12 protein-coding genes, 1 tRNA gene and 1 other RNA gene are annotated in these 12890 nt (G+C 70.6%); 6 read left to right on the top strand and 8 right to left on the bottom strand.

The genetic code is table 11. From position 1 onward, the window contains the following. Window positions 1–12: 12 nt before the first annotated feature. From MXD95_RS11070 to ffs, 3 genes are all read right to left on the bottom strand, one after another. Window positions 13–420 carry a YbaB/EbfC family nucleoid-associated protein gene (locus MXD95_RS11070; RefSeq protein ID WP_250640496.1) on the bottom strand — a complete coding sequence of 136 codons (408 nt, stop codon included), beginning with the start codon at window positions 418–420 and terminating at the stop codon, window positions 13–15. Window positions 421–441: 21 nt separating this feature from the next. Continuing rightward, complete coding sequence (locus tag MXD95_RS11065; protein ID WP_250640495.1) at window positions 442–2598, bottom strand: DNA polymerase III subunit gamma and tau; 2157 nt, start codon at window positions 2596–2598, stop codon at window positions 442–444. 30 nt (window positions 2599–2628) lie between these two features. After that, window positions 2629–2725: signal recognition particle sRNA small type (gene ffs / locus MXD95_RS11060), an RNA gene on the bottom strand. Window positions 2726–2821: 96 nt separating this feature from the next. Here ffs and MXD95_RS11055 point away from each other — a divergent pair. Further along, window positions 2822–2909 (top strand) — tRNA-Ser (locus tag MXD95_RS11055). A gap of 548 nt (window positions 2910–3457) precedes the next feature. Continuing rightward, complete coding sequence (locus MXD95_RS11050; protein ID WP_250640494.1) at window positions 3458–4009, top strand: PASTA domain-containing protein; 552 nt, start codon at window positions 3458–3460, stop codon at window positions 4007–4009. Window positions 4010–4135: 126 nt separating this feature from the next. On the opposite strand, the gene MXD95_RS29240 is transcribed toward MXD95_RS11050, so the two are convergent. Together MXD95_RS29240 and MXD95_RS11045 are read right to left on the bottom strand one after the other, a co-directional pair. Continuing rightward, window positions 4136–4261 (bottom strand): DUF4357 domain-containing protein, encoded by a 126-nt coding sequence (locus MXD95_RS29240; RefSeq protein ID WP_374122007.1) that lies wholly within the window; start codon window positions 4259–4261, stop codon window positions 4136–4138. Window positions 4262–4360: 99 nt separating this feature from the next. Further along, window positions 4361–4519, bottom strand: coding sequence for a hypothetical protein (locus MXD95_RS11045; RefSeq protein WP_250640493.1), 159 nt, complete (start codon window positions 4517–4519; stop codon window positions 4361–4363). Window positions 4520–5033: 514 nt separating this feature from the next. On the opposite strand from MXD95_RS11045, the gene MXD95_RS11040 reads away from it, so the two are divergent. Next, window positions 5034–6572 (top strand): GGDEF domain-containing protein, encoded by a 1539-nt coding sequence (locus MXD95_RS11040; RefSeq protein ID WP_250640492.1) that lies wholly within the window; start codon window positions 5034–5036, stop codon window positions 6570–6572. Between the two features lie 62 nt (window positions 6573–6634). Here the strand turns inward: MXD95_RS11040 and MXD95_RS11035 are convergent, their stop codons facing one another. Both MXD95_RS11035 and MXD95_RS11030 read right to left on the bottom strand, forming a co-directional pair. Beyond that, window positions 6635–7198 (bottom strand): GNAT family N-acetyltransferase, encoded by a 564-nt coding sequence (locus MXD95_RS11035; RefSeq protein WP_250640491.1) that lies wholly within the window; start codon window positions 7196–7198, stop codon window positions 6635–6637. After that, window positions 7195–8442 (bottom strand): helix-turn-helix transcriptional regulator, encoded by a 1248-nt coding sequence (locus MXD95_RS11030; RefSeq protein ID WP_250640490.1) that lies wholly within the window; start codon window positions 8440–8442, stop codon window positions 7195–7197. Before MXD95_RS11030 ends, MXD95_RS11035 begins: the two co-directional genes overlap by 4 nt. Before the next feature lie 248 nt (window positions 8443–8690). Between MXD95_RS11030 and MXD95_RS11025 the strand changes: the two genes are divergently transcribed. Then, window positions 8691–9263 (top strand): hypothetical protein, encoded by a 573-nt coding sequence (locus tag MXD95_RS11025; protein ID WP_250640489.1) that lies wholly within the window; start codon window positions 8691–8693, stop codon window positions 9261–9263. Here MXD95_RS11025 and MXD95_RS11020 read toward each other — a convergent pair. After that, entirely contained in the window at window positions 9223–10575 is a 1353-nt protein-coding gene (locus MXD95_RS11020; protein ID WP_250640488.1) for a lysine N(6)-hydroxylase/L-ornithine N(5)-oxygenase family protein, read from the bottom strand. The genes MXD95_RS11025 and MXD95_RS11020 overlap by 41 nt on opposite strands. Before the next feature lie 281 nt (window positions 10576–10856). On the opposite strand from MXD95_RS11020, the gene MXD95_RS11015 reads away from it, so the two are divergent. Continuing rightward, window positions 10857–11879: a FecCD family ABC transporter permease gene (locus tag MXD95_RS11015; protein WP_250640487.1), complete on the top strand. Its 1023-nt coding sequence runs from the start codon at window positions 10857–10859 to the stop codon at window positions 11877–11879. Next, the gene (locus tag MXD95_RS11010; protein WP_250640486.1) at window positions 11876–12877 is read left to right on the top strand and encodes a FecCD family ABC transporter permease; all 1002 of its coding nucleotides are present in this window, start codon (window positions 11876–11878) and stop codon (window positions 12875–12877) included. Before MXD95_RS11015 ends, MXD95_RS11010 begins: the two co-directional genes overlap by 4 nt. The last annotated feature ends 13 nt before the right edge of the window (window positions 12878–12890 follow it).

Genomic DNA, 12890 nt, shown 5'->3' with positions numbered 1-12890 from the left:
GTGCGAGCGCCGTCAGCGTGAGTGCGGGGTTCCGGCAGCGCCGCCGAACAGCTCGCCCAGACCGCCCAGACCGCTCAGGCCACCCGTGATCGACCCCATCCGTTCGGCGGCAAGCCGATGGGCGTTGGTCGTCGCGTCCCGCACCGCGGCGAGGACCAGATCTGCGAGGGTGTCGGTGTCGTCCGGGTCGATCGCCGCACGGCTGATCGTCAGGTCGACGAGCTCGCCACCGCCGTTGACGGTGGCCGTGACCAGGCCACCGCCGGACGTCCCGTTCACCCGGGCATCAGCGAGTTTCTCCTGCGCGGACAGCATCGCGGCCTGCATCCGCTGCGCCTGCTGGAGGATCTGGCCGAGCGGGGCACCTCCGGCGGCGTCCGCGCCACCTGTGCCGCCAGCGGGGATCTGCGGGTTCGACATATCGACGAGCCTACTGTTCTGTCAGGTCGCCGGGTTCTGTTCGATGATCGTGGCACCGAGACCCGTGCGGAGCAGCGACATCGCGGCCTCCTCGCCACCGCGGGCGCCGTCCATCTGCTGCGGGGCGTCCTCGTCATCGAGGGACGGCTCGTCCGTTGTCCTGACGCCTTTACCGTCGACGCGGGGTGCCGTGTCGACGCCGGTGGGAACGGCACTTCTGGCAGCGGGGACGGTGCTTGCGGGGATGGTGCCTGCGGGGACGGTGCTGCCCTCGTCTGGGCGGCCTGCCGGCGCGACTCGGTCGACGACCTGGACGGCCCCGTCCCGCTGCCCGAACTCGTGGCTCTGGCCGGTGTTCTGGTTCCATCCGGAACGGGTGACCTGACCGGGGCCGGACGGCGACGGCGGAGCCGCCGGACGGGCGTCACCGTACGTTGTTGCCGACGGTGCCATCCCACCGCCTGAAGGCGGGCCGGGATGCGGCTGCGGACTGCCCCAATCACCGCCGGGGGGCGGCGCGGACGGCAACGGCGGGGGTGACGAGCCGCCTGGGCGCCCGCCGCGACCGGGGGCCGAACCGCCGGCCGGGGCGACTGTCACCCGCCAGGTGCCGCCGACGCGTTCCGCGAGGGCGGCGCAGAACACCTCCGCGTTGTTGCCCTGACCGAACATCCGGCCCATCGGCGTGCTGGCGAACGCGAGAACGACCTCGTCGCCGCGGACGTCCGCGACGCTCGCGTGGTCCTTGAGAATCGCGTGGGTCTTACGGCTGCGTCGCGCGGCGAGGGCGAGTACCTCTTCCCACAACATCCGCAGGCCGGCAGCGTCGATCCGCTCGCCGCCACCCGCCGGCCCGGGTGCGACTCCCCGCGCCGGTGCCTGAGCACCGGGCGTGTCGCCGGAGGGAGCCCAGCCCGCTGGGCTACCACCGATGGGACCGGCGGGAGGAGCCGCACCGGCCGGATGGCGTGGACCGGGCGGGGCTGGCGAGAAGGCTGGGGTGGCTGGCGCGGGCCCGTCGACCGCGGAGCGTCGTTCAAGTCGTTCCAGCCGGGTCAACAGGGCCGCGGGGTCACTGGCGGCGGCGGGAAGCAGGGCACGGGCGAGGATGAGCTCGAGCATGAGACGCGGGCTCGTCGTGCCGCGCATCTCGACGAGGCCGGCGTGCAGCACGTCCGCCGTGCGGGAGAGCTCCGCCGGGCCGACCGAGGCGGCCTGGATGCGCATCCGGTCGACCTGGTCGGGGGAGAAGGACTCGAGCAGGCCGCGGTCGGCGGCGTCTGGAACGGCCGCCATCACGATCAGGTCGCGGAACCGGTCGAGCAGGTCGAGGGCGAAGCGGCGAGGATCATGCCCGGCGGAGACCACCTTGTCGACCACGGTGAACAGGCCCGCGCCGTCCTGCTTCGCGAGGGCCTCGACCGTCTCGTCGAGCAGGACGCCGTCGGTCATGCCGAGCAGCGTCACCGCCCGGTCGTAATGCAGGCCGTCGTCGTCGGCGCCGGCGAGCAGCTGGTCGAGCACCGACAGCGAGTCCCGCACCGAGCCGGCGCCCGCCCGCACCACCAACGGCAGCACCGACGGGTCGACCGGTACGCCCTCGCGCTCGCAGATGGACGCCAGATGCTCGCGCAACACCCCCGGCGGGACGAGCCGGAAGGCGTAATGGTGCGTGCGCGAGCGGATCGTGGCCAGGACCTTGTCCGGCTCGGTGGTGGCGAACACGAACTTCAGGTACGGCGGTGGCTCCTCGACGACCTTCAGCAGCGCGTTGAACGCCGCGGCCGTCACCATGTGCGCCTCGTCGACCACGAACACCTTGAACCGGGCCGACGCCGGCGCGAAGAACGCCCGTTCCCGCAGGTCACGGGCATCGTCGACGAGCCCGTGAGAGGCGGCGTCGATCTCGGTGACGTCCATCGACGACCCGGTGCGGATGCCGACGCACTCGTCGCAGACCCCGCACGGCTCCGGCGTCGGCCCGTGAACACAGTTCAGCGAGGCTGCGAGGATGCGGGCCGAGGACGTCTTGCCGCAGCCGCGCGGCCCGCTGAACAGGTAGGCGTGGTGCAGGCGGCCGGTGGACAGGGCCTTGCGCAGCGCGTCGGTCACGTGCCCCTGGCCCACGACCTGGGCAAACGTCGCGGGACGGTACCGGTTGTACAGCGCTGCGCTCACTGGCCTGCTCCGCTCGACTGGCATGCGAAACGAGGGGACCCCCCGCACACCCGTCAGAGCCCGCTTACCCTTGCTGCCTTCCGGCCCTGGGGGAGTTCACGAGGGTAACGCCGCACGAGGGGTCTGCTGTGCAGTCTAGCTGGCCCCGGGCGATCATGAGCATCGAGGCCCCTGGGGCACCCCGCCGCCCACGGGCGGCTGACGATCAGATAGTCTCATCGACGGAGGATTCGCCTAGTGGCCTAGGGCGCACGCTTGGAAAGCGTGTTGGGGGCAACCCCTCGAGAGTTCGAATCTCTCATCCTCCGCCATCTCGTTTCCGCGGTCTGCGCCCCGGACGACCGCAGCAGATGCATGTACAGGTGGGCTCCCGGTCCAGCCGCCGGCCTGCGTGATGCCCGGCTGCCCGACGCGCGACACACCGCTGCCAACGACACACCGCTGCCAACGACACACCGCTGCCAATGAGCGGGGATGTCCTTCTACCCGGTAACGGCAGAGGCGGTGCCTCAGCTATGCGCACGGCGTCGCGGAAGCCTCGGGCGAGGGTGCCGGGGTCGTGAGCGTCGCTGACGAAAGTGATGGCCTGGTCACCCTCCTCACGCCACCATGCCAGCATTTGGCGGTGTAGCGGAACCCTGGTGTTGACTTCGAGTGCGCCAAGATCTCGAACGCGTCGAACCGCTCGATCAGGCGCACGGTCTCGGCCAGGTAGGACCGCACGACCTGACCCGGCGACCGGCGCGGAGCCACCCCTGCCGAGCAGGGTCTCGGCGCGGGAAGAGTGCCAGTGCGGTTCGCCCAGCTCTCGCGGGACCGTCAACGCACCGTCAATCCCTGAATGCCGTGTGCATCCGCGATGGGGCTGATCGCTAGTATGCGCGGTCACACGTATCAAACGGGGGAACGCACGATGAGCTACGAGTACGACAAGCGGGGCTATCGGCCCGAAGGCTATGGCGACCGGGGGCTTTCCCGTAACGCGAAGATCGGAATCGGTGCGGGCGTCGCGTTTCTGCTCCTGGTGATCGGTATCGCTGCTGGCGGAGGAGGCAATGGAGCTTCTACCGCCTCCTCCGCCGGTGTCCCGGGCTCTCCCGCCGCCGTGGTCACAGACGCAGCTGCTGCGCCAGCCGCTGCGGCGCCGGCAGCAGCGGCGGCAGTAGCGACGTCAGCGCCGGCCGTGCAGAAGGCGGTGCCGAACGTTGTCGGGATGAACCACCAGACCGCCCAGGACACCCTCCAGGCCGCCGGCTTCTACAACCTCGCCGAACAGGACGCCACCGGCCAGGGGCGATTCCTGGTTCTTGATCGAAACTGGCATGTCGTCTCCCAGAGCCCGGCAGGGGGAACGGTCATCGGCACCGACTCGCAGGTGATGTTGCGGTCGAAGAAGTACACCGACCCGTGATCTCCCCGGGCGCCCCAGGCCAGCCGGGCAGGCGGGGATAACTGAGCGTGAGGCGCACGCCGGACTATTACGGCTCGCTGCTCCAAGATGACGCGGCGAGCGGGCCAGTTCATGGCTCGGCGATTCTCAGATCTTCGTGCTCTCCCACTGCCCGTAGGTCTGCCCCGCGTCGGTAATCCAGGCGGTGCGTCCATTCGACGATGCGCGCCCCAACGAGATGGCCGCGGCGGCGGAGGGTGACGAGAAGGGCACGTCTTTGTAGTGCCGCGTGCCTGGCCCGGCGAGCCGCGTACTGCTTCGCGGTGCCCTCGGTGGGGAACGTCTGAACACGCCCGAGCGAGCTCGCCAGCTTCACCAGTCTCGACTCGAGGTAGCGGGCCTGGCACGGATGTCGCCCAGCCGCTCACGCTTGCCCTTCAGGACGTGACCGGTCCAGTTCATGATCTCCGCGGTCATCAACCCGCCGGGCGTGCCATCGACCAGAAAGAGCCGAACCTGCTTGCCTGCCACTAGACGGCGCCCTCGACCTGCGCCGAGGCCAGCGATCCGAAGATCGCCGGGCCGCGCAGTCGCTCGTTCATGCGACTTCCCCCCATGACTCGCGATCAGCGCCTTGCCGTCAGCGCCTTGCCGAGACCCCGGCCGGCCGTCGGCGTCAGACGGTTCCGCGGAACCGTCCGCGGCCGAGCCGAAGCCCCTGCGCCGGCGTGGAGTCGACCTGCCCGTTCTCGACACAGCGCCGCTCGAACTCGCCGGCAGGGTCGCCGCGGCCCGCACGCACCCGCCGACCAGCTGGTGATCATTGCGGCGGGTTTGTCGCCCCGGCGCGGGGGGCACATGCAGGGCGCTGCGGACGTTGGGCGCCTCGGTGACGGGTGGCCGGCGGGAGCCGGGCGATGGCCAATGGGGGCGGTGAACGACGAAACGATCTCAGACGCGCCAGGTACGCCCTGTTCCGTCGCGGACTGTCGGGCGCGACCTTGGGCCGAGCCGCGGGTCTGGTTCCGGCTCTGGGCCGCTGGACATGGGGCCGCTGGACATGGGGCCGCTGTTCGCGGCCGGCGGGGCAGCCGGTCGGGTGCTGGCAACCAAGGACTGGTCCACCACCACCCTGCGGGCGCCGGGGGACTGGAGCCCGAGCCTGCGCACGGCGGTCTGCACGTGTCTGGAGTCGCGGTTCCCGATGATCGTCATGTGGGGACCGGAACTCGCCTATCTCTACAACGAGCCGTGCATTCCCAACCTCGGCGACAAGCATCCAGATGCCATGGGTATGCCACTGCGGTGGGTCTGGCCCGAGATCTGGGACGAGCTAGGTCCGTTGTCCGCTCAGGTGATGGCCGGGAACGGCGCGACGTGGTCGGCGAACAAGCGCCTCCTGATCCGCCGGCATGGCTATCTGGAGGAGGCCTACTTCACCTTCTCGTTCGGTCCCATCCGGGAGATGTCCGACGGTGGCCGGATAGCGGGGGTTCTGTCGACCTACCAGGAGACCACCCGGGAGGTGATCCGGTCCCGGCGACTGGCCTGCCAACGAGAACTCACCGCCGCCCTCGCGCGGCTGCGGACGCAGCGGTCCATCTGCTCCCGGGCTCCCACCGTGCTGGGAAGATACCCGGAAGATGTCCCGTACAGCCTGGTGGTGCTCTGGGGCCGAGCTCCGTCCCTGGCGGCTCCGCGGCTGGTCGCGGCATCAGGGCTGGGCGGACGGCAGATGACCCGCGCCGCCCTCGCGGCACTCGACCGTGGCCGCGTCGTTCCCGAGGTGGTACAGGCGACCTCGCTCGGGGGCGGGCGGGTCGTCTCGCGGCTGCCGGGATGGGAGACCGTACTGTTGGCCGGCGGATCCCCCGCACCGTCGACCGCGGTGGCGGTGTCGTTGAGAAACCGTACAAGCGCCATGCCCGTCGGACTCCTCCTCGTCGGCGCCAGCGACCTGCTCGCGCTGGATCAGGACTACCAGGACTTCGTCGAAACGATCGGCGGTCAGATCTCGCTTGGTCTGATGCTGGCGCGGGCACGTGAGGCCGAACGCGCGCATGCGGCCTCCGCCCGGCACAGCTCGCTGCACGACGCTCTCACCGGGCTGCCGAACCGGGCCTCGTTCCTGGGCAGTCTCGGGCGGGCACTGATCCGGTCCCAGCGCGGGGCCGAACGGGTGGCCGTCCTGTTCATCGACCTCGACGGCTTCAAGGCGGTGAACGACGCCCTGGGCCACCGCGCAGGTGACGATCTTCTCCGCGAGGTGGCGACCCGGCTGCGGCCCACCGTCCGGCCCGCCGATGTCGTGTCGCGGTTCGCCGGTGACGAGTTCGCGGTGCTCTGCAAGCGGATGACGACGATGGGCGAGGTCGAGACGATCGCCGGTCACGTGGTGGAGGCGCTCCGGCTGCCCGGGCGCGGCGGTGGGCTCACGGCCACCGCCAGCGTCGGCGTCGCGCTGTCCGGCCCGGGGCTGGTCGACCCGGGGGAACTGCTCGACGCCGCCGATATCGCGATGTACGCCGCCAAGCGCCAGGGCCGGGGGCGGTACGTCCTGTACGAGGAGAGCATGCGCAGCTGAGGGTCCCGGCTCGGCTGGGTGACCGATCCGGAGGGTAACCGGATCGAGCTCTGGCAGCCCGCCTAAAGTACTGCCTGATTTTTTTCCCAGTCCGTGCGGGCGAGGGCATAGATGTTTCTGGGCTGGCCGTCGCGGTCGACGGGGCCTTCGGCCAGGCCGAGGCCGAGTTTCTCGGCGACGCGGATCGACGCCCGGTTCTCGGGATGGATGATGGAGATCAGGCGGTCGCGGCCGATTTCGGTGAAGGCGAACTCGACGGCGGCGCGGGCGCCCTCGGTGGCGATGCCTTCGCCCCAACGGTCGCGACGCACGGTCCAGGCGACCTCGCAGCCCGGCCAGCCCGGCTCCTCGTACAGACCGACCCGGCCCAGGAAGTCGCCGGTCCGGAGTTCCTCGATGATCCACATGCCGAACTGGTTGAGCGCCCAGTGGCCGATCTGGAAGGCGGTCATGTTCCACACGCTGCTTTCCCGGGACGGGGATCTTGTGTACCGGGACATGTCCGGATGCGACGCCATGGCGAGGTAGGGCTGGACGTCCGAGCGGCGCCAGCCGCGCAGCACCAGCCGTTCGGTGACCACAGTGGGAATGGTGACGGTGTCGGGACGTCCGAAGGTCAGCGTCATGGGGCACTCCCTGGCAGGGCAAGGCGGGACTGGTGGACCAACGCGCCAAGGGCACGCACGTCGGGATCGGATGACCAGGGGCCCAGATCCCGGACGAGCCTGCTTACCGCTGATACGACTGTGGCCGACAGATGCCCGTCCGGAACTGTCACGGCCGCGCGGCCCGCAGCCGCGGCGGCGGCCGGGTCCGGCTGGTCCTGCAGGAGGTAGCCGGCGGCAAGGCACAGGTAGGCGTGGCCACGCTCCTCGTGGGAGCACGGGTCGGTGAGATCAACGGCCTGGCTGGCCTGACGTCGGGCCTGTGCGCCGTCACCGAGCTCGACGGCACACACCGCGTCGAACATGGCGGCAGATCCGGCGGTGAACGGAGACGAGCCCGGCCGCGTGATGGTGCTCGTCTGCCGCGCGGCGTTCATGTCCGCCAGTGCCCGCTGGGTCTCGCGGATCCGTCCGAGCCGCGCGTGGCTGCGCGCCTCATAGGCCGCGAGACGCGCGGTGAGATGGGGTGGCGCGTCCAGGCGCGCTCGGGCGGCGGTGATGGCGGCCTCGTCCCACCGTTGGGTGTAGTAGGCGATGCTCGAGCGCAGCGCGGCCAGGGAACCGACCAGCGCCGCGTCGCCGACCTGCGCGGCGTACCGGTCGGACAGGTCCGCGAACCGGCGTGCGTCCCGGTAGTGGCCACCGGTGAAGGCCAGCCGGCCGAGGTAGTAGCTCAGCTGGCCGGCGAGGAGGGTGGCTCGATGGCTGTCGGTCACGTTCAGGCGACGTTCCAGCATCGTCTCGACCTGGTGCCAGCGCCCCGCGACCTCCGCGATGAGCGCCGGCCGTGGCGTCGCGTCGAAGCCAGAGGCGATGTCCGTGACGTCGTCCTCGAGCTCACTGAGGGTGGGAGCGCTCGCGCAGGCGTCGATGCGGCTGGTCGTCTCGAAGGCGAGGGCGGACAGCGCCGCGAGCTGGACGAGCCTGCGCCTGTCCGTCGGATCCTCCTTCTGGTCGTGCTGGCTGTGCTGGCTGTGGCCGGACGGGTCCAGACTCGCGTGGTAGCTGGCCAGTTCGCCGCCGGTCTGCCAGTGCTCGTCGAGCGCCGCACACAGGTCCACGGACGGAAGTTCCCCGTTCTCCGCCTTGGATATCCGGGTACGGTGAAAGCCGATCCGCCTGCTGAGAGCGTCCTGGCTCATTCGCCCACGAAGCTGTCGGATTCGCCGGCCGAGTGCTGCGGCACTGGTCTCATTCTCGCTCACCGCCGGTGCCCCTCCCCGTTTCGCCCGCCGTGCGGCGCGCGACCCGCACAGCACGGCACATTGCACAGCACAGCGCGGAACATGCGCACCTCTGGCATTCTTCGCGCCACATTCGCAGACTGTGCTTGTCGGCAAGGTAGCCGGCCTGCCGCGTCATCCGTCTGATTTCCCGGGGGGACACGTGCCTACCGCGGGTTTCCCCGATACAGGCGCACAAGTGGCAGCTATCTGTATCTCAAGGAGGCGCTGTGCGGACTGAACCGCCCGGTCCGCACACTGCTGGGGAGCGCGCCGCGGTCATCCTCGACGCGATCGAGGCGCACCCGCAGTTCGGCCGGCTCCGCACGGGGACGCTCGCCTACGCGGAACGCTGGGTGACGTTCACCGGCTTCCCGCTGCTCGCCGAGTGGGACGTGCATGTCGACGCCCCAGGGCTGTTCGTCGAGGCGGTGCGGACGATGGCGATGCGGGCCGCCGTGTTCGAGCTGACCGGGGACGAGCGGCTCGCGGAGCTAGCCGTGGCCGGGCCGGTAGACGAGATGGTGCACGCCCTGGCCACCCAGTTCGCCGCCCTGTCGCGTCTGCAGGCCGACCTGGTGCTGATGTTCGTGCCCTCCACCGGCGTGCGCGCTGGCCGGTTCGGTTACGGATGGCGCACCGAGGACAGCGACGGATACGACCTCGACGGTTATACCGACCGGGTGTACCGGGCGTCCGGATGGGGCGAGCCGCCCCGCCGATTCTGGCTCGGCCACATCGAGACCCGCCGTTCCCATCTTTTCACCTTCGGCCGACAAGAAGACCGGAGGCGGGCCTGGTGATCGACTGTATGAGCTCGCCGGCACGGACCGCGACGTTGGACAGCAGGGTCGAGGAGATGCCGTGCGAGTGCTCGGTGGCGCCGAGCACGTACACCCCGGCGCTGGTGCCGGAGCCGGTGTGCAACCGGTAGTCGCGGCCGATGCGGGGGCGGCCGGCCGGACCATGCGGATCGGACGGATCGGCGGGGTCGGTCTCGCAGTGCTCGGCCATGGCGCCCAGCAGCAGGCGCGGGTCGCGGGAACGGTAGCCGGTGGCGAACACCACAATGTCTGACTCGATGGTCTCCCGCGTGCCGGTGGGCAGGAACTCCACGTCGAGGCAGACACCGTCGGCCAGGGTGCGTAGATCGAGCAGACGCGAGGCACGCATCATCCGCAGGCGTTCCTGGCCGTGCACCTTTTCCTGGTAGACCCGGCGGTACAGCTCGTCGATCAGGTCGATGTCGACCACCGAGTAGTTGGTGCTGCGGTGGTAGGCGCCGAGCATGTCCTTCACGGCGGGCGGGGCGGTGTAGAAGTCGTCGACGGCGGACGGGTCGAAGATCTGGTTGGCGAACGCACTGTTGTCAGCCGGGCTGTATCCGTACCGGGCGAAGAGGGCGACGACCTGCGCCGTGGGATAGCGGGTATGCAGGAACTCGGTGACCTCGGCCGCACTCTGGCCGGCGCCGACGACGACGAACCGGTCACGGGTCGCCGGCGGGAGACTGGCCACCCTCGCCAGCAGATCGTTGTTGTGCCACACCCGTTCACCGAGGTTGATGCCCGCGGGCAGCTTCGGCTCGAGCCCCACGGCGAGCACGACGTTGCGGGCGCGGCGGATGACGGTCTCGCCGGTGTCGCCACGCACCGCGACCACGTCGACCAGGGCGATCTCGCCGTCGGCGAGAACCGGCCGCAGGTCGACCACCCGCAGGTCGTAGTCCACCAGATGATCGAGGCGGCGGGCGGCCCACGCCAGATAGTCGTGGAACTCCTGGCGCAACGGGAACTGCGTCTTGTGGTTGATGAAGTCGACCAGGCGCTCCTGCTCGTGCAGGAACGACAGGAAACTGAAGCCGCTGGCCGGGTTTCGCAGGGTCACCAGGTCCTTGAGATAGGAGACCTGCATGGTCGCGCCCTCGAGCAGCATGCCGCGGTGCCAGCCGAAATTCGCCTGCCGCTCAAGGAACGACACCCGCAGGGCATCCCGCGCGGGAACCTGTGCGTTGTGTTCCTCGACGGCGATCGCCAGAGCCAGGTTCGAGGGGCCGAAGCCGACTCCGACGATGTCCTGGATGCCGATGCTTGCCACAGCCGATCCTCCGGTCATTTGCTTAGGGTAAGCTAACCTATCTTCGGGTTGACCTGGTGGTGTGTCAAGGGAGGTCCTCCGGCGGGGTTCGGGTAGCTGGTAGTGACTCTGCCGGAGCGGTCCGTCCTCTGGACGTGATGGTGGCTTCGCGGATACTGTCGCTGATCAGAAAGTTAACCTATCTTTACCTCAAGGGTGGATTGTGAGGCACGTCGGTGCGAGCTCCTACGCGGGACGGACCAACCGGGACAGTCCCGGCCGTCCCCGAGGCGCGACCCCCTGATGTGCGAACCCACGGCGTGCGAACCCACGGTGTGCGACGCCACGGTGCGTCGCCGCGTGCGGCGGGTCTCGCCGCCGCCGTCGCGGTGCTGGCCGCGATGTGCCTGCTGAGTCTGTGGGCGGGGGCCAACCACGTGCCGTTCGGCACGGTCTGGCGGGTGCTGCGGCACAACGACGGGTCCACCGCGGCCCTGGTCGTGCACGACCTGCGGATCCCGCGGACGCTGCTCGCGCTCGTGGTCGGCGCGGCCCTGGGGGTGTCCGGCGCGGTCACCCAGGCACTGACGCGCAACGACCTGGCGGAGCCGGGGCTGCTCGGCATCAGCATGGGCTCCTCCGCGGCGGTCGCCCTGGGCATCGCGGTGTTCGGGGTGACGAGCACCGCCGGCTACGTCTGGTTCGCGTTCGGCGGGGCGGCGCTCACCTCCGTCGCCGTCTTCCTGATCGGCACGGCCGGGCGCGGCGCGGACACACCCGCGAACCTCGTGGTCGCCGGCGCTGCCGCGGTGGCGCTGCTCGGCGCGTTCGTCAACGCGATCCTGATCCTGGACCCCACCGCGTTCGACCGGTACCGGTTCTGGGACGTCGGCTCGCTGGCCGCGCCGGGCGCCCCCACCCTGTCGGCGACCTGGCCCTTCATCGTCGTCGGCCTGCTGCTGGCGCTCAGTCAGGCCCGGTCCCTGAACGCGTTGGCCCTCGGCGAGCAGGCCGCCCGGGGGCTTGGCGTCCACCTGAACCGGGCGCGGGCGCTCGGCGCCCTCGCGGTCGTGTTGCTGTGCGGCGCGGCCACCGCCGCCGCCGGGCCGATCACCTTCGTCGGCCTCGCCGTCCCGCACGCCGCCCGGGCGATCGCGGGGACGGACCAGCGCTGGGTCCTGCCCTACTCGGCGGTGCTCGCCGCGATTCTGCTGATCGGCTCGGATCTCATCGGCCGGCTGATCATCGCTCCGGGTGAGCTGCGGGTCGGGGTGGTCACGGCCGTGGTCGGGGCGCCGGTGTTCATCGCCCTGTGCCGACGTGCCCGGCTGGCCCACGCGTGACGGCCCCCGGGCGCGTCTCGCCGCGGGCGATTCTCGTCAGCGCCGGGTTCGCGGTGGCGGTCGTGGCGGTCGGCGTGGCCGCGCTGACCACCGGCGACTACCAGATCCCGGTCTCCGACGTGCTGCGCACCCTGTTCGGTCAGGGCAGCGGCGGCAACGACTTCGTCATCAACTCGCTGCGCCTGCCGCGGCTGCTGACCGGCCTGCTGGTCGGGGCGGGGCTCGCGCTGTCCGGAGCGATCTTCCAGAGTGTGTCGGGAAACCTGCTGGGCAGCCCGGACCTGCTCGGCTTCACGTTCGGCTCCGCCACCGGGGCGATCATCGTCCTGCTGGTGCTGCATGGCAGCGCGGGGCAGGCGACGCTCGGCGCGGTCGTCGGCGGCGTGCTGACCGGCATGGCGGTCTACACGCTTGCCTACAAGCGTGGGGTGGCCGGGCCGCGTCTGGTGCTGATCGGGATCGCGATGGGCGCGCTGTTGTCGTCCGTCAACTCCTATCTGATCACCCGAACGGACCTCGCGGACGCGGTCGCCGCGCAGGTCTGGCTGATCGGCAGCCTGAACAGCCGGGGCTGGGCCCAGGTCCGGCCGCTCGCGATCGCGCTGGCCATCCTGATTCCGCTGGCCCTGTGGCTGGGGCGGCGCCTGGCCTATCTGGAGCTCGGCGACGACACCGCGCAGGCGCTCGGGGTGGGTGTCGGTCGCAGCCGGGCCGCGCTCATCGCCGTCGGTGCGGCGCTGGCGGCCGTCGCGACCGCCGCCGCGGGGCCGATCGGGTTCGTCGCGCTCACCGCGCCACCGTTGGCCCGCTGGCTGTGCCGGGCGTCGGCACCGCCGCTGGTCGCCACCGCGTTCGCCGGCGCCACCCTGGTCGCCGTCAGCGATTTCGCGGCGCAGCGGGTGTTCGCGCCGACCCAACTGCCGGTGGGAGTGGCAACCGCCGTCGTCGGCGGGCTCTACCTCGCGATTCTGCTCGTCCGGCAGCAGCGGCAGGGATGATGGGAGGCGAGGG

It is taken from the genome of Frankia sp. AiPa1, assembly GCF_023243075.1.
In the GTDB taxonomy this organism is placed as follows: domain Bacteria; phylum Actinomycetota; class Actinomycetes; order Frankiales; family Frankiaceae; genus Frankia.
Note: the sequence above shows the minus strand (reverse complement) of the source record. Positions and strands in the feature narration are given on the sequence as shown.